Origin of the sequence: Cupriavidus numazuensis (genome assembly GCF_905397435.1) — a bacterium.
Taxonomy (GTDB): Bacteria; Pseudomonadota; Gammaproteobacteria; order Burkholderiales; family Burkholderiaceae; genus Cupriavidus; species Cupriavidus numazuensis.
In genome coordinates this window covers 58670-74318 of sequence record NZ_CAJPVI010000032.1, presented here as the reverse complement: position 1 = coordinate 74318, position 15649 = coordinate 58670, and the positions used below count along the sequence as shown (strand labels likewise).

Here is a 15649-nt window from a genome sequence, read left to right as displayed (position 1 = left end):
GATACTTTTGGGCCTGCACCCTACACGCCGCAAACTGGCGATTCGGTCCAGGCACCAGCGACGCAAGGCAGTAAACCCTCGGATGGTCGCTGAGTCATCACTGCGGCACCAGAACAACCTTGATGACCATCGCGGACAGGAACGATGCGAAGCTGTGCTCGGCACATGCGCACACGTTATGGACTCGCACACCCATGCAGACGCATGAGGATGAGGACAAAACAAAACGCCGGCATCCTTTCGGATGCCGGCGTTTCTTCAAGCCGATCTACAGCGGGCTCAGGCCCGCTTCAGATTAGAACTTGTGGCGGATACCAACGGTAGCGCCGAACTGGCTGTCGCCCTTGCCCGTCGAGTCGACGTTGGTCTTGCCGAAGCCGCTAACACCCAGATTCGAGTTGTCGCGGTTGTAGGCGTAGGCCAGGCTCAGGTAAGCGTCGGTGCGCTTCGACAGTGCGTAGTCAGCCGTAGCAACGAACAGCCACGGATCAGCCTTGGCGCCGCGGAAGTCTTGGTAGTAAGCCGAACCGGTCAGCGAGAATGCCGGGGTGATCTGGTAGCCAGCGCCCAGCCAGTACAGGTTCGACGAAGCCTTCGCGCCGCTGATGGCTTGCAGGCTGGTGTTGCCCAGGAACGGAATCACGCCCAGGTCAACGCCCTTGGCCCAACGATAGCCGGCAAACACCTTGGCCGGGCCGAAGGCGTACGAACCAGCCAGCGAAGCGCGGCGAACCGTCGAATCCGGCTGAGCGGTGAAGCCCAGGTTGGTTTCGTCATACACAGCACCCACGGCGAACGGACCGCCAGCGTAGGTCAGGCTCAGGCTGTACTCGCGGCCGATCTTCCAGGTACCCGGGACTTCACCGGCGTTACCTTGGAACACCGAAGCGGCGCCGCCAGTGTTCGAGCCGAAGCTGTACAGAGCGTTGGCGGTCAGGCCACCGAACGTGCCGATGTACTTGATCGAGTTGTCAGCACGGCTCGAGAAGGCGCCGTCCATTGCGGTGATCGAGTAGTTCGAAGCAATGGCCATCGGGTCGAACTGCAGACCGAAGTCATAGAACGGGGTCTGATGACGACCCAGGGTCAGCTGACCGTACTGGCTGCCCACACCAACGAAAGCCTGGCGACCGAACAGACGACCGTCATTGCCCAGCTTGCCATCGTCAACGGTGAAGCCGCTTTCCAGGACGAAAATACCCTTCAGGCCACCGCCCAGGTCTTCCACGCCACGCAGGCCCCAACGGCTGCCCGACTGGCCGCCCGAGATCATGCGGGTCACGCTGTGGCCAGAGCCGACGCCCTGCGACACGTTGGCCGGCTGGTTGTTTTGATATTCGATACCAGCGTCAACCACACCGTACAGGGTCACGCTCGACTGGGCATACGCGCCACCGGCGGCCAGAGCGGCAACGGCAGCAGCAAACAGTTTCATCTTCATATCGACACTTTCCTTGTCAACTGATTGGGAAATCTTGGTTGCCCAAGTGCTTGGGCGACGCATCTTCTTCACGTCTGCTGCGTATTATGGGCCAGCGTCCCCGGCCGTCAGAAGGCTTTTTCGGCGTAAACCGGGTATACGGCCGTTTTTTGTTGTGACTGAACAACAGAAATGGGGAGGGGTAATTCCCCAAAATGGTGCAAAACGTCTGCTCCCGGTGCTCGGGACGCTCAATCCGCCTGGGTTTCTCCTGCGGCATCCGGGCTCGCTACCGGCCGGCCGACGAAGCGCGCCATAAGCAACCCGAGCTCGTACAGGGCAATCAGCGGCACCGCGAGAAGGAGCTGGGAAAGCACGTCTGGTGGCGTGACAACGGCCGCAATGATGAAGGCTCCGACAATCACATACGGGCGGATCTGCTTGAGCTTTTCCAGCTCGACCACGCCAAAGCGCACCAGCACGATCACCACCACCGGCACTTCGAAAGTGATGCCGAACGCGAGGAATGTGGTCATCGCAAAGCTCAGGTACTTGTCGATGTCCGTCGACATGTCCGCACCCAGCGGCGCGTTGTAGTGCGCCATGAAGTGGAACACGGTCGGGAAGACAAGAAAGTACGCAAATGCCACGCCGCACAGGAACAGCACGTAGCTGCTGCTCACGAGCGGCACGATCAGCCGCTTCTCATGCTGGTACAGGCCTGGCGCGACGAACTGCCAGACCTGATACAGCACCCACGGCAGCGCAATCAGGAACGCGACCAGCAGCGTGACCTTCATCGGCACAAAGAAAGAGCCGGTCACATCGGTCACGATCATCTTGCCGCCCTTGGGCAGCGACTCCATCAGTGGCCGCGCAAACAGGTTGAAGATAACGGGGGCCCAGTACACCAGCCCCACGAACACCAGGATGATGCCGGCCACCGCCTTGACCAGCCGCTCGCGCAGCTCGATCAGGTGGGAAATGAAGGTTTCCTGCTGCGATTCGTCTTGAGGATCGTTGGACGGGTTGTCGCTCATGGCGTGGACCGCTCAGCCGAGGTGGCTGGCATTTGAATTTCGGTGGCACCGCTTGCGCGGCAGGCATGCGACGGCTCGGGCAGCAAGCGTGCTGCTGCCCGGTCGTGCTCATTCGAAGAAGGAACGGGCTTGGCCGACAGCCGGGCGGTGGCGCTTGACGCGCGCGGCCCCCGACTGCACCCAGACGCGCACGTTGTTCTGGCGCTTGAACCAGAGCGGGCGCGCGCCCTGCTTGACGCGCCAGCTCTTGCGGCCGTTGTGCGCCTTGTGGGCCGAGTGCCAGCTCGGCACGATGTCCGCGGCGCCTCCGCCCAGGTTCGCGGTGTCGTCGATACCGCCCAGCGCTTCGTTCAGCGCCTGCGTCTGCTCGCTGACTTCCTTGTGGATGGTGCGCTCGACATCGCGCGCGGCGTCTTCGAATTCCGTGCGCATCTTGCGCAGTTCTTCGAGTTCCACCTCGCGGCTCACTTCAGCCTTGACGTCATTGATATAGCGCTGCGCGCGGCCGACCAGCGCACCCACCGTGCGCGCGACGCGCGGCAGGCGCTCCGGGCCGATCACGATCAGCGCCACGGCGCCGATCAGCGCCAGCTTCGAAATGCCAAGGTCAATCATGCGGGCGTGAGGCGGACAACAGCCGGGGCGAGATTCATCGGGCGAGCAACCACTCGGTGCAAAGAGACTGGACGAGAACGGGGAAAAGCCGGAGTGCCGGGCTTATTGCTGGCGGGTCTTTTCCTTGGCGTCCACGTCGATCGTGGTGGAATCGCGCAGTTCCTTGGCCGGTGCCGCCTTGTCGTCGCCTTCCTTCATGCCATCCTTGAAGCCCTTGACCGCGCCGCCCAGGTCCTGACCGATATTGCGCAGCTTCTTGGTGCCGAAAACGAGCATGACGATCACCAGAACGATCAGCCAATGCCAAATGCTAAACGAACCCATTTCTTGCTCCTGATGAAGCCGCGGGCGATACCTGTTGCCGCCCGGACCCGTTGTTCCGTCCGAATTTGGCCGCGCCGGGCGACGGTTGCCGGCGCAGCGTCCGGCCCGCACACGCGGTCCGGCTCCTCATGCCAAGAGCTGCCTGTTCAGGGCAGCGCCACCTTCCATTGATGGCGCGGCCCACCGAGCACATGCACGTGCAGGTGGTAGACCTCCTGGCCGCCATCCGGGCCGGTATTGATCACCGTCCGGAAGCCGTTGCCACAGCCTGCCGCGCGCGCCAGTTCTGGCACCTTCAACATCATTCTAGCAAGCACCTCCCCTTCGGCTGGACCGCACTCCGCCAGCGAGTCGACGTGTGACTTGGGGATCAGCAGGAAGTGTACGGGGGCCTTCGGGTGGATATCGTGGAAAGCCACCATGTCGTCGTCTTCATAGACTTTCCGCGACGGGATCTGGCCAGCCACAATCTTGCAGAAGATGCAATTATCCTGGGAATTCATGAAGTTTTCATTGCGATGTCGGGCGCACACCAGCGCGCCGCCATATCCCGGCTAGAAGGACTGCTCCGGATACATCGGCTTGCTGTCGTTAAGGTAAAGCCAACCCTTGACGATACGATACAGCATCCACAGGGACAGAACGCCCCACACCGCGAAGGCCAGCGGAATCAGCACTACGCTGACGAAAAACACGCCACCGAGGATCCCCCACGCCACCGACCACCAGAACGAGCGGATCTGCCAAGCGAAGTGCGATGCATACAGCGTGCCGCGCGCATCGTCGCGCTTGACGTAGTCGACGATGATGGCGATCAGCGCCGTCACGCCGCCGGTCAGCCAGAAGATCGCGTACAGCGCATAGAGAATATGCATCAGCTTGCGAAGGCTGCCCTCCCGTTCGCTGTCGCTGATGGTGACCTGTCCGGTGTAGTCGTTCGCCATGCTCGCCCTCCCGATTCAGTGCGCCCTGGTCGATGGGCCGGTGATGGGCTGCAGTATCAGCCCTGGTCCTTGCGGCTCGCCTTTTCCTCGATGCCGGACAGGCCTTCGCGGCGCGCCAGTTCGTTGACGACATCGGCCGGCGTCAGGCCGAAGTTGGCCAGCAGGACCATGGTATGGAACCACAGGTCGGCCACCTCGTAGACGACCTTGTCGGCGTCCGCGCCGGTCTTGCCGGCGGCGCGCGCATCCTTGGCCGCCATCACGGTCTCGGTGGCTTCCTCGCCGATCTTCTTGAGGATGGCGTCGTCGCCTTTGCGGAACAGGCGCGCGACGTACGATTTCTCGGGATCGCCGCCGTTTTCGGGCTTGCGCGACTCCAGCACTGCGGCCAGGCGCGCCAGCACGTCAGCACCGGCGGAGTGGGACTCGGTCATGGTTTGGCCGTGTAGATTTGGGAAGGGTCCTTGAGCACGGGCTCGACAGTCTGCCAGTCGCCGCTCTCGGCGTCGCCTTCGAACTTCTGGAAGAAGCACGAATGCCGCCCGGTGTGGCAGGCGATGTTGTCGACCTGCGTGACCTTAAGCAGTACCACGTCTTCGTCACAGTCGAGGCGCATCTCGTGCACCTTCTGCACGTGGCCGGACTCTTCGCCCTTGTGCCACAGGCGCTTGCGCGAGCGCGACCAGAACACAGCCTCGCCGAGTTCCGCGGTCTTCTGCAGCGCATCGCGGTTCATGAACGCGAACATCAGCACGTCATTGGTGCCGACTTCCTGCACGATCACCGGCACCAGGCCGTTATCGTCCCACTTGACCTTGTTGAGCCACTTCTTTGCCATGATCAGATCCGCACAGGAATGCCCTCGCGGGCCATGAATGCCTTTGCCTCGCCAACCGTATGCTGGCCGTAGTGGAAGATGCTGGCGGCCAGCACCGCATCCGCGTGGCCGAGCCGGATGCCATCAGCCAGATCCTGCAGCCCGCCGACGCCGCCCGACGCGATCACCGGCACCGGCACCGAGTCGCTGACCGCGCGCGTGAGTTCCAGGTCGAAACCGCTCTTGGTACCGTCACGATCCATGCTGGTCAGCAGGATCTCGCCCGCGCCGCGCGCCGCCATTTCCTTGGCCCACTCCACCGCATCGAGCCCCGTTGCCTTGCGCCCGCCGTGCGTAAAGACTTCCCAGCGCGCGGGCTCGCCCGGCGCCGAGCTGCGCTTGGCGTCGATGGCGACCACGATGCACTGCGAGCCGTACTTGCCGGTGGCGTCCGACACGAGCTGCGGATTAGCGATCGCCGACGAATTGACGCTGATCTTGTCCGCACCGGCGTTGAGCAGGCGCCGCACGTCTTCCACGGCGCGCACGCCGCCGCCAACGGTCAGCGGAATGAACACCTGCGAAGCCACCGCCTCGATGATGTGCAGGATCAGGTCGCGCCCGTCGCTGGTCGCGGTGATATCGAGGAAAGTGATTTCATCGGCGCCCTGCTCATCGTAGCGGCGTGCGATTTCCACGGGATCGCCCGCATCGCGCAGCTCGACGAAGTTGACGCCCTTGACCACCCGCCCGTTCGTCACATCGAGGCAGGGGATGATACGTTTGGCTAGCATGAGATTCCTTGTCCGCCGCGAGACTGGTAGTAGCCTTGCGGCGGCAGCGCCCCGCGGGGCGCGTTGGCTTATTCCCCGTTGCTCAGCTTGTCCGCGCGCGCCTGCGCGTCGGTGAAGTTGAGGTCGCCGGAGTAGATGGCACGGCCGCAGATGACGCCCTCCACGCCTTCGTTCTCCACGGCGCAAAGGTTGTCGATATCGGCCAGGTTGGACAGGCCGCCGCTGGCAATCACCGGAATCGACATCGACTGCGCCAGCTTGACGGTGGCATCGATATTGATCCCTTGCAGCATGCCGTCGCGCCCGATGTCGGTATAGATGATGGCCTCCACGCCGTAGTCTTCGTACTTGCGTGCCAGGTCCGCCACCTCGTGGCCGGTCAGCTTGCTCCAGCCGTCGGTCGCCACCTTGCCATCCTTGGCATCGAGTCCGACGATGATGTGGCCGCCGAACGCCGAGCAGGCGTCCTTCAGGAAACCGGGGTTCTTCACCGCGGCGGTGCCGATGATGACGTACGACAGGCCGTCGTCCAGCCACCGCTCGATGGTGTTCAGGTCGCGGATACCACCGCCGAGCTGCACCGGGATCTCATCGCCGACTTCGGCGATGATGGCCTTGATGGCAGCTTCATTGCGGGGCTTGCCGACAAATGCACCGTTGAGGTCGACCAGGTGCAGGCGGCGCGCCCCCTGATTGACCCAATGGCGTGCCATGGCGGCGGGATCTTCGGAAAAGACGGTGGCCTGGTCCATGTCGCCTTGTTTGAGGCGTACACACTGACCGTCCTTCAGGTCGATGGCCGGAATGAGCAACATAATCGTGACGAGCGTGGTTGAGTGAGAGAGATAGAGCCAGCCCGGCCAGTGGCCGGTCAGTCCGGGTCAATAGGCAAGTATTCCAGAATGGCGTTGGCTGGCTCGGATCGGATCGGATCTTCAGGGATTCCAGTGCACGAAGTTCCGGTAAAGCTGCAACCCCATGGCTGCGCTTTTTTCGGGGTGGAACTGCGTGGCAAAAATATTATCGCGTGCTACCGCACTGGTAAACACGACCCCATACTCCGTTTCGCCGGCAATGTGGGCCGGATCCTGCGCGCGCACGAAGTAGCTGTGCACGAAGTAAAACCAGCTTTCGTCCGGGATGCCATCCCACAGCGGATGGGGCCTGGACTGTTTGACACGGTTCCAGCCCATCTGCGGCACCTTGTAGCGCGAGCCGTCCGGCTGGGTCATCCCTTCCAGTTCGAAGCGGGTGACTTCACCCGGCATCAGCCCCAGGCAGAGCGTCTTGTCGGTGCCGGGCCTGGCTTCGCTGCTGGACTCGAACAGCATCTGTTCGCCAACGCACACACCGAACATCGGCTTGCTGGCTGCCGCCTCGATCACCGCCTCCTGCAGCCCCGAAGCGCCTAGCGCCGACATGCAGTCAGGCATGGCGCCCTGCCCCGGCAGCACCACGCGATCCGCGCTCCGAATGCCTTCCGGGGCATCCACCACGCGCACATCCGCCTCCGGTGCCGCGGCCCGCAGGGCCTGCGCCACCGAGCGCAGGTTGCCCATGCCGTAATCCACAATTGCTATGGTAGTCATGATTTCAAAACAGGCAATAATGTCTTCAGCCCGTCCACAATGAATTCAACGGCCAGCGCCGACAGGATCAGCCCCATCAGGCGCGTGCCGATATTGATGCCGGTACGCCCCACCACGCGGGCGATCGGATCGGCCGCACGGAACACCCCATACACCACCGCACCAAGCACCACGCCGATTCCGACCAGGATCAGCAACTGGTACCAGTGCTGCGTCTTGCCCGCATAAACGATCACCGTGCTGATCGAGCCCGGCCCGGTCAGCAGCGGCAGCGCCAGCGGCACCACCGCAATGCTGGACCGCGCCTCGGCCTCGTCCTCTTCTTCGGGCGTGGCCTTGGTGCGGCTGGTCTGGGCGTTCAGCATGTTCATGGCCATCATGATCATGATGAGCCCGCCGCCGACCTGCAGCGACGCCACCGAGATATTGAAGAACTCGATGATCTGCTGGCCCAGCAGCGCCGACACCGCCACCACGATCGCCACCGAAACCGATGCAGTCTTGATGGTACGCAGCTTTTCCGCTTCCGACTGCTGACTGGTCAGGCTGATGAAAAACGGAATGGCGCCGATCGGATTGATCAGCGCCAGCAGCGAAATAAACGACTTGAGCGTATCCATCGGTTGCGGATGGCCGGTGTCCCGGCCCGGGTTCGCGAAGTTCGGTCAGCGGGCGCCGCAACCAGCCGGCACGCCTTCGGTTCAGCAGCCGGTCAGAGCGTGCCCTTGGTCGATGGAATGGTGTTGGCCGCGCGCGGGTCCAGCTCCACCGCCATGCGCAGTGCCCGGCCGAAGGCCTTGAACACGGTTTCGCACTGATGGTGGGCATTGATGCCGCGCAGGTTGTCGATATGCAGCGTGACGCCGGCATGATTGACAAAGCCACGGAAGAACTCGATGGTCAGGTCGACGTCGAAACTGCCCACGCGGGCCCGCGTGAACGGCACGTGGAATTCCAGGCCGGGACGGCCCGAGAAGTCGATCACCACGCGCGACAGGCATTCGTCGAGCGGCACGTAGCTGTGGCCGTAGCGGGTGATGCCCTTCTTGTCGCCGATGGCCTTCGCCACGGCCTGGCCCAGGGTGATGCCTACGTCTTCCACCGTATGGTGGTCGTCGATATGCGTGTCACCGGTGGCTTCGACTTCAAGGTCGAACATGCCATGCCGGGCGATCTGGTCGAGCATGTGGTCGAGGAACGGCACGCCCGACGCCAGTTTCTGGCGGCCGGTGCCGTCGAGATTCAGGGAAACGCGGATTTGCGTTTCCGATGTATTGCGGGTGACCTCTGCAACACGCATGGTGTTAATCCTGCAGCGACGCTGCGAATGCCTCAAGGAACTGCGCGTTTTCTTCGGGAGTGCTGACCGTCACGCGCAGACAGTTGGCCAGCAATGGGTGCATTTTACTCACGTTCTTGATCAGTACCTTGCGCGCAAGGAGCCGATCGAACGTCTGTGCCGCATCCGGCACGCGTGCGAGCACGAAATTGGCCGCGCTCGGGAACACGGTCACGCCGCCATGGGCCGCCATGCCTTCCGCCACGCGCGCACGTTCGGCGCGCAACTCGGCCGCCTGCTCGTCGAGCACCGCGACGTGCTCGAGCGCGAACAGCGCGGTCGCCTCGGTCAGCACGTTGACGTTGTACGGCGGACGCACCTTGTCGAGCTGCTCGAGCCACTTCGGGTCGCCCGCCACATAGCCAAGGCGGATACCGGCCAGGCCCAGCTTGGACACCGTGCGCATGACCAGCAGGTTGCCGAAATCCGTCAGGCGCGGCATCCAGCTTTCCTGCGCAAACGGCTGGTAAGCCTCGTCCACGACTACCAGGCTGCGGCAGACGCTACCCTGCGCGGCGCGGACGATGGCTTCCATGTCGGAGGCATCGAACAGGTTGCCGGTCGGATTGTTCGGATAAGCGAGATAGACGATGGCGGGCTGGTGCTCGGCCATGGCGGCCAGCATCGCATCGCGGTCCAGCGTGAAGTCCGCGCGCAGCGGCACGCCCACGAACTCCAGGCCCGCGAACTGCGCCGACATCGCATACATCACGAAACCGGGCACGGGCGCCATCACCTTCGCTCCCGGCCGCGCCGCGGCCAGCGCAAGCATGCTGATGATTTCGTCCGAGCCGTTGCCGAGCAGCACTTCCATGCCGGCCGGCACCTGCATGACTTCCTTGAGCTTGGCGCGCAAGGCCTCGCTGCTGGGCACCGGGTAGCGGTTCAGCGCGACCTCGCCAAGCCGCGCCGCCAGCTCGCTGCGCAGTGCGGGCGGCAGGCGGTACGGGTTCTCCATGGCATCGAGCTTCACCAGACCATGCGAATCCGGCACGTGGTAGGCGCCCATGGCGCGCACGTCGTCACGGATGATTCGCTCGATCAGGGAAGGGTCTACGACTGACATGGATGCTCCTGTATGGGCTGCCGCAACGCCGCGGCAGCAATGGGTTCAACTACGCTTGAAACGGTACTCGGCGCTGCGTGCGTGAGCCTGCAAACCTTCGCCATATGCAAGTTCGGCCGCGATCTGGCCCAGCATCTGCGCCCCGCCCTCGCTGACCTCGATCAGGCTCGAACGCTTCTGGAAGTCATAGACGCCCAGCGGCGACGAGAAGCGCGCGGTGCGCGAGGTCGGCAGCACGTGGTTCGGGCCGGCACAGTAGTCGCCGAGCGACTCGCTGGTATAGCGGCCCAGGAAGATGGCGCCCGCGTGGCGGATCTTCTCGCTCCACTGGCGCGGATTTTCGGCGGAGATCTCCAGGTGCTCGGGCGCGATCGCGTTGGCGATTTCGCACGCCTCTTCCATGTCGCGCACCTTGATCAGCGCCCCACGGCCCGAGATCGATGCGGCGATCACCTCGCGGCGCGGCATGCTGTCGAGCTGGCGCTGGATGCTCGCCTCGACCTGCGCGATGTAATCGGCGTCCGGGCACAGCAGGATCGATTGCGCGAGCTCATCGTGCTCGGCCTGCGAAAACAGGTCCATCGCCACCCAGTCCGGATCGGTCGTGCCGTCGCAGATCACCAGGATCTCCGACGGGCCGGCGATCATGTCGATGCCGACCGTGCCGAACACGCGACGCTTGGCCGCAGCCACGTAGGCATTGCCGGGGCCGACGATCTTGTCGACCTGCGGCAGCGTCGCCGTGCCGTAGGCCAGCGCGCCAACGGCTTGCGCGCCGCCGATCGTGAACACGCGGTCGACACCCGCGATCTGCGCGGCCGCCAGCACCAGTTCATTGCGCACGCCGCCCGGCGTGGGCACGACCATGATGATTTCCTTGACGCCCGCCACGCGCGCCGGGATCGCATTCATCAGCACCGATGACGGGTACGCAGCCTTGCCACCCGGCACGTAGATGCCGACGCGGTCCAGCGGCGTCACCTTCTGGCCCAGCATGGTGCCGTCGGCCTCGGTGTATTCCCAGCTATGGCTGCCGCATTCGATCTTCTGCTTCTCGTGATAGGCACGCACGCGCGCGGCGGCGGCTTCCAGCGCGGCGCGGCGCTTCGGTTCCAGGTCTTCGAGCGCAGCTTCGAGTTCGCTTTGCGAGATTTCCAGCGCGCTCATCGACGCCGCTTCGACCCGGTCAAACCGCTGCGTGTATTCGAGTACCGCAGCGTCGCCGCGATCCTTCACGTCGGCCAGGATCTGCGCCACGGCGCGGTCGATGGCCTCATCCTCGGCGGCCTCGAAGGCCAGCACCTCGCGCAGCGCCTGGGCAAAGCCCGGCTCGGCGGAGTCGAGCCGGCGGATCGACACGTTTTCCATTTCGGTTGCGTTCATGACTCCATTCCTATCTGGGACGCAGGCCTCAGGCCAGCGCCGCCGATGCCTTCTCGAACGCGTCGAGAATCGGCGTCAGCCGTTCGCGCTTGAGCTTCAGCGCAGCCTGGTTCACCACCAGCCGCGACGAAATCTGCACGATCTCTTCGACTTCCACCAGGTTGTTCGCGCGCAGCGTGCCGCCCGTGCTGACCAGGTCGACGATGGCATCCGACAGGCCCACCAGCGGGCCGAGTTCCATCGAGCCGTACAGCTTGATCAGGTCGACGTGCACGCCCTTCTTGGCGAAGTGCTCGCGCGCGGTCTGCACATACTTGGTCGCCACCGACAGGCGCGCGCCCTGGCGCACGGCGTTGGCATAGTCAAACCCGGCCGGCACCGCCACCGACATGCGGCAGCGGGCGATGTTCAGGTCGATCGGCGCGTACAGGCCGGTCATGCCGTGCTCCATCAGCACGTCCTTGCCAGCCACGCCGAAATCAGCCGCGCCGTATTGCACGTAGGTCGGCACGTCCGACGCGCGCACGATGATCACGCGCACGGCCGGATCGGACGTGGGCAGGATCAGCTTGCGCGAAGTCTCCGGATCTTCCATGACACGGATACCGGCGGCTTCGAGCAGCGGCAGCGTTTCCTTGAAGATGCGGCCCTTGGAAAGCGCCAGCGTGAGCTGGTTGGGCGAAGCGTTGAATGCGGGGCTCATCGGGTTCCTCAGGCGATGCGGCGGATCTTGGCGCCGACTGCCGACAGCTTGTCTTCCATGCGGTCGTAACCGCGGTCCAGGTGGTAGATGCGATCGATCACGGTATCGCCATCTGCGACCAGGCCAGCGATGACCAGGCTCGCCGATGCGCGCAGGTCGGTCGCCATCACGCTGGCGCCGGACAGGCGCGGCACGCCGGTCACCACGGCCGTGTTGCCTTCGGCGGTGATGTTGGCGCCCAGGCGGTTCAGCTCCTGCACGTGCATGAAGCGGTTTTCGAAGATCGTCTCGGTAATGCGGGCGGTGCCTTCGGCCACGGCATTGAGCGCCATGAACTGGGCCTGCATGTCGGTCGGGAACGCCGGGTATTCCGAGGTGCGGAAGCTCACGGCCTGCGCGCGTTGCGGCATGGACAGGCGGATCCAGTCCTCGCCGGTTTCGATGTTGGCACCGGCCTCGCGCAGCTTGATCAGCACGGCGTCGAGGATCAGCGGCGGAATGTCGCGCAGGACCAGGTCCCCGAGCGTGGCCGCAGCTGCGCACAGGAAGGTGCCGGCCTCGATGCGGTCGGCGACGACCGAGTGCGTCGCGCCATGCAGCTTGTCGACGCCCTGCACGATCAGGCGGTCAGTACCGATGCCGTCAATCTTCGCGCCCATCTTGACGAGCAGGTTGGCAAGGTCCGTCACCTCGGGTTCGCGCGCGGCGTTTTCGAGCACCGTCTCGCCATCGGCGAGCGTCGCGGCCATCAGCAGGTTTTCGGTGCCGGTCACGGTAATCATGTCCGTCACCACGCGTGCGCCCTTCAGGCGCGACGCACGAGCGTGGATGAAACCATGCTCGATACTGATCTCCGCGCCCATGGCCTGCAGGCCCTTGATGTGCTGATCCACCGGACGCGCGCCGATGCCGCAGCCGCCGGGCAACGACACACGCGCCTCGCCGAAGCGCGCGACCAGCGGGCCGAGCACCAGGATCGACGCGCGCATGGTCTTCACCAGTTCATACGGTGCCTCGGGCGAATTGATGTCGGTGCCTGTGAGCGTGGCGGTGCTGCCATTCATCTCGGCATGCATGCCCATCTGCCGCAGCAGCTTGAGCATGGTGCGCGTGTCCTGCAGATTCGGCACGTTGTCGATGGTGACGGTATCGGCCGTCAGCAGGCCCGCGCACAGGATCGGCAGCGCCGCGTTCTTGGCGCCGGAAACACGGATCTCGCCTTTGAGCGGGCCATTGCCCTGGATCTGGAATTTGTCCATGTTCTGTCAGTTGCGGCCGGACGGGGTCATCACGTCCGGCATCGATTTCGCGGGAGCCACGCGCACCTGGCGCGCGGCTCGGTTCGGTGAAGCTGCCGCCCCTTAGCCCTTTACTTGCCGGCACCCGCCTGCCATTCGGCTGGCGTCAGCGTCTTCATCGACAGCGCGTGGATCTCGGCGCGCATGCGGTCGCCAAGCGCGGCGTACACACGCTGGTGGCGCTGGATCAACCGCTTGCCGTCGAATTCGGCGCTCACGATGGTGGCAAAGAAGTGCTGGCCGTCACCTTCGACTTCCAGGTGTTCGCAGGGCAAACCTTGGGCAATGTAATCCCTGACTTGTTCCGGAGTAGGCAGCATGTTTTCTTCTCTTCTGTGTGGAGGGCCGCGCTTCAGTGGCGCAGCTTGTAACCCGACTTCAACAGGCGCAGCGCCAGCGCCGCGAGCAGCACGAAGGCCGCGCCGACCACCGTCAGGCTGAACAACGGCGACACGTCCGAGACGCCGAAGAAGCCATAGCGGAAGCCGTCGATCATGTAGAAGAACGGGTTGGCATGGGACACCGCCTGCCAGAAGGCCGGCAGCGAATGGATGGAATAGAACACGCCCGACAGGAAGGTCGCGGGCATGATCAGGAAATTCTGGAATGCGGCGAGCTGGTCGAACTTCTCGGCCCAGATGCCGGCGATGAGCCCAAGCGTGCCGAGAATGCCGGCGCCAAGCAGCGCGAATACAAGAATCCAGCCGACGTTGGCGAAATGCAGATTGGCGAACCATGCGGTCACGATCAGCACGCCGAGCCCGACGGTCAGCCCGCGGATCACCGACGCGACCACATACGCGCCGAACATCTCCCAGTGCGACAGCGGCGGCAGCAGCACGAACACCAGGTTGCCGGTGATCTTGGACTGGATCAGCGACGATGAACTGTTGGCGAATGCATTCTGCAGCACGCTCATCATCACCAGGCCCGGCACGAGGAACGCGGTGTAGCTGATCTGGTCGTAGACCTTGACGCGGTCTTCCAGCACGTGGCCGAAGATCAGCAGGTACAGCACGGCGGTCAGCACCGGTGCGGCCACGGTCTGGAAGCTGACCTTCCAGAAGCGCAGTACTTCCTTGTAAAGCAGCGTGCGGAAGCCAACCAGCCCGCCGACGGCCATCGACGCGAGCCGCGTGCCGTCGAGCACTTCGATATCGCCGGGCTGTTTCATGCCGCTGCCTCCATGGCCTGGTCGGGCAGCGCGCCGGGCATGTGCCCCTCGCGCCGCATGATCTGGACGAACACGTCCTCGAGATCGGCCTTGTTGATTTCCATGTCTTCGATTTCGCAGCCGGCCTCTCGGCAGGCGGCCAGGATAGGTTCCACCGCCGGGTAGCCCGACAAGCGCAGGCGCACCGCGCGCTCGCCCGGGTTGGCCGGCATGCGCAGCGGCTCGAGCGCCGTCGGCAGCGCACCGCGCGAGAACGTCAGCACGAGCTGCAGGCCGGCGAACTGCGTCAGCAGGTTGCTGGTGCGGTCCAGCGCCACGACCTCGCCAAACTTCAGCATGGCGATGCGATCGCACAGCGCTTCGGCCTCTTCGAGGTAGTGCGTGGTCAGGATGATGGTGTGCCCTTCCCGGTTCAGCCGCGAAATGAACTTCCACAGCGTCTGGCGCAACTCCACGTCCACGCCGGCGGTGGGCTCATCCAGCACGATCACGGGCGGACGGTGCACCAGCGCCTGCGCCACCAGCACGCGCCGCTTCATGCCGCCCGAGAGCTGGCGCATGTTGGCGTCGGCCTTGTTGGTGAGATCGAGGTTGGCCATGATCTCGTCGATCCAGTCGTCATTGCGCGTCAGGCCGAAGTAGCCGGACTGCAGCCGCAGCGTCTCGCGCACGGTGAAGAAGGGATCGAACACAAGTTCCTGCGGCACCACACCGAGCATACGCCGCGCCATGCGGTAATCGGACACGACATCGTGCCCGAGCACACTGACACGGCCGGAATCCGCACGGTTCAGTCCCGCCAGGATGGAGATCAGCGTGGTCTTGCCGGCACCGTTGGGACCGAGCAGACCGAAGAATTCGCCGCGCTCGACGGTGAAGCTGACGCCCTTGAGCGCCTGCAGGTTGCCGTAGCGCTTGCGAACGTCGGTGAGTTCGATGGCTTTCATGGCCAAATGTCTGGGGCTGTCCCGGTTGGGGACTGGCCGTCTGGAAATGGGGACCAACTGGTGCCCGGGGCTACCCTGACCCGGCCTGAAGTGCCGCGGGGGAATGGGCGAACAACCCGGAATTATAGGGGATGCGGGGACAGTCCCGCTTGGGGCGCGGCCACCGCCTCAGGCAGCGGCCGGGGCATCCGGATGA

At 64.1% G+C, this 15649-nt stretch carries 20 protein-coding genes; all 20 read right to left on the bottom strand.

Translation table 11 applies throughout. From position 1 onward, the window contains the following. Positions 1-295: 295 nt before the first annotated feature. Entirely contained in the window at positions 296-1441 is a 1146-nt protein-coding gene (locus KHO41_RS23965) for a porin (protein ID WP_244873999.1), read from the bottom strand. A gap of 230 nt (positions 1442-1671) precedes the next feature. After that, the gene (tatC, locus tag KHO41_RS23960) at positions 1672-2460 is read right to left on the bottom strand and encodes a twin-arginine translocase subunit TatC (protein ID WP_211955750.1); all 789 of its coding nucleotides are present in this window, start codon (positions 2458-2460) and stop codon (positions 1672-1674) included. Between the two features lie 108 nt (positions 2461-2568). Then, entirely contained in the window at positions 2569-3075 is a 507-nt protein-coding gene (tatB, locus tag KHO41_RS23955) for a Sec-independent protein translocase protein TatB (protein WP_211955749.1), read from the bottom strand. A gap of 102 nt (positions 3076-3177) precedes the next feature. Then, positions 3178-3399, bottom strand: a complete 222-nt coding sequence (tatA, locus tag KHO41_RS23950) for a Sec-independent protein translocase subunit TatA (RefSeq protein ID WP_011299243.1) — start codon at positions 3397-3399, stop codon at positions 3178-3180. A 146-nt stretch (positions 3400-3545) separates the two neighbouring features. Next, the gene (locus KHO41_RS23945) at positions 3546-3902 is read right to left on the bottom strand and encodes a histidine triad nucleotide-binding protein (RefSeq protein ID WP_211955748.1); all 357 of its coding nucleotides are present in this window, start codon (positions 3900-3902) and stop codon (positions 3546-3548) included. A gap of 51 nt (positions 3903-3953) precedes the next feature. Beyond that, positions 3954-4343, bottom strand: coding sequence for a DUF4870 family protein (locus KHO41_RS23940; RefSeq protein WP_211955747.1), 390 nt, complete (start codon positions 4341-4343; stop codon positions 3954-3956). A gap of 56 nt (positions 4344-4399) precedes the next feature. Further along, positions 4400-4777, bottom strand: a complete 378-nt coding sequence (locus tag KHO41_RS23935) for a phosphoribosyl-ATP diphosphatase (RefSeq protein ID WP_211955746.1) — start codon at positions 4775-4777, stop codon at positions 4400-4402. Next, entirely contained in the window at positions 4774-5181 is a 408-nt protein-coding gene (gene hisI, locus KHO41_RS23930) for a phosphoribosyl-AMP cyclohydrolase (RefSeq protein ID WP_011299247.1), read from the bottom strand. The genes KHO41_RS23935 and hisI overlap by 4 nt, the downstream gene beginning before the upstream one ends. 2 nt (positions 5182-5183) lie before the next feature. Beyond that, the gene (gene hisF, locus KHO41_RS23925) at positions 5184-5954 is read right to left on the bottom strand and encodes an imidazole glycerol phosphate synthase subunit HisF (protein WP_211955745.1); all 771 of its coding nucleotides are present in this window, start codon (positions 5952-5954) and stop codon (positions 5184-5186) included. A 68-nt stretch (positions 5955-6022) separates the two neighbouring features. After that, positions 6023-6769 carry a 1-(5-phosphoribosyl)-5-[(5-phosphoribosylamino)methylideneamino]imidazole-4-carboxamide isomerase gene (gene hisA / locus KHO41_RS23920; protein ID WP_011299249.1) on the bottom strand — a complete coding sequence of 249 codons (747 nt, stop codon included), beginning with the start codon at positions 6767-6769 and terminating at the stop codon, positions 6023-6025. A 120-nt stretch (positions 6770-6889) separates the two neighbouring features. Next, positions 6890-7543 carry an imidazole glycerol phosphate synthase subunit HisH gene (gene hisH / locus KHO41_RS23915; RefSeq protein ID WP_211955744.1) on the bottom strand — a complete coding sequence of 218 codons (654 nt, stop codon included), beginning with the start codon at positions 7541-7543 and terminating at the stop codon, positions 6890-6892. After that, positions 7540-8163 (bottom strand): YchE family NAAT transporter, encoded by a 624-nt coding sequence (locus tag KHO41_RS23910; RefSeq protein WP_011299251.1) that lies wholly within the window; start codon positions 8161-8163, stop codon positions 7540-7542. Before KHO41_RS23910 ends, hisH begins: the two co-directional genes overlap by 4 nt. A gap of 92 nt (positions 8164-8255) precedes the next feature. Next, complete coding sequence (hisB, locus tag KHO41_RS23905; protein ID WP_011299252.1) at positions 8256-8843, bottom strand: imidazoleglycerol-phosphate dehydratase HisB; 588 nt, start codon at positions 8841-8843, stop codon at positions 8256-8258. A gap of 4 nt (positions 8844-8847) precedes the next feature. Continuing rightward, positions 8848-9948: a histidinol-phosphate transaminase gene (gene hisC / locus KHO41_RS23900; RefSeq protein ID WP_211955743.1), complete on the bottom strand. Its 1101-nt coding sequence runs from the start codon at positions 9946-9948 to the stop codon at positions 8848-8850. Positions 9949-9993: 45 nt separating this feature from the next. Continuing rightward, positions 9994-11331, bottom strand: coding sequence for a histidinol dehydrogenase (gene hisD / locus KHO41_RS23895; RefSeq protein WP_211955742.1), 1338 nt, complete (start codon positions 11329-11331; stop codon positions 9994-9996). Between the two features lie 28 nt (positions 11332-11359). After that, on the bottom strand, positions 11360-12034 hold the full coding sequence (hisG, locus tag KHO41_RS23890) for an ATP phosphoribosyltransferase (protein ID WP_011299255.1): 675 nt from the start codon (positions 12032-12034) through the stop codon (positions 11360-11362). A gap of 8 nt (positions 12035-12042) precedes the next feature. Beyond that, positions 12043-13293 carry a UDP-N-acetylglucosamine 1-carboxyvinyltransferase gene (murA, locus tag KHO41_RS23885; protein ID WP_211955741.1) on the bottom strand — a complete coding sequence of 417 codons (1251 nt, stop codon included), beginning with the start codon at positions 13291-13293 and terminating at the stop codon, positions 12043-12045. A gap of 110 nt (positions 13294-13403) precedes the next feature. Next, positions 13404-13652 carry a BolA family protein gene (locus KHO41_RS23880; protein ID WP_211955740.1) on the bottom strand — a complete coding sequence of 83 codons (249 nt, stop codon included), beginning with the start codon at positions 13650-13652 and terminating at the stop codon, positions 13404-13406. Positions 13653-13684: 32 nt separating this feature from the next. After that, positions 13685-14506, bottom strand: a complete 822-nt coding sequence (locus KHO41_RS23875; protein WP_211955739.1) for an ABC transporter permease — start codon at positions 14504-14506, stop codon at positions 13685-13687. Continuing rightward, on the bottom strand, positions 14503-15453 hold the full coding sequence (locus KHO41_RS23870) for an ABC transporter ATP-binding protein (protein WP_211955738.1): 951 nt from the start codon (positions 15451-15453) through the stop codon (positions 14503-14505). Before KHO41_RS23870 ends, KHO41_RS23875 begins: the two co-directional genes overlap by 4 nt. Positions 15454-15649 lie beyond the last annotated feature (196 nt).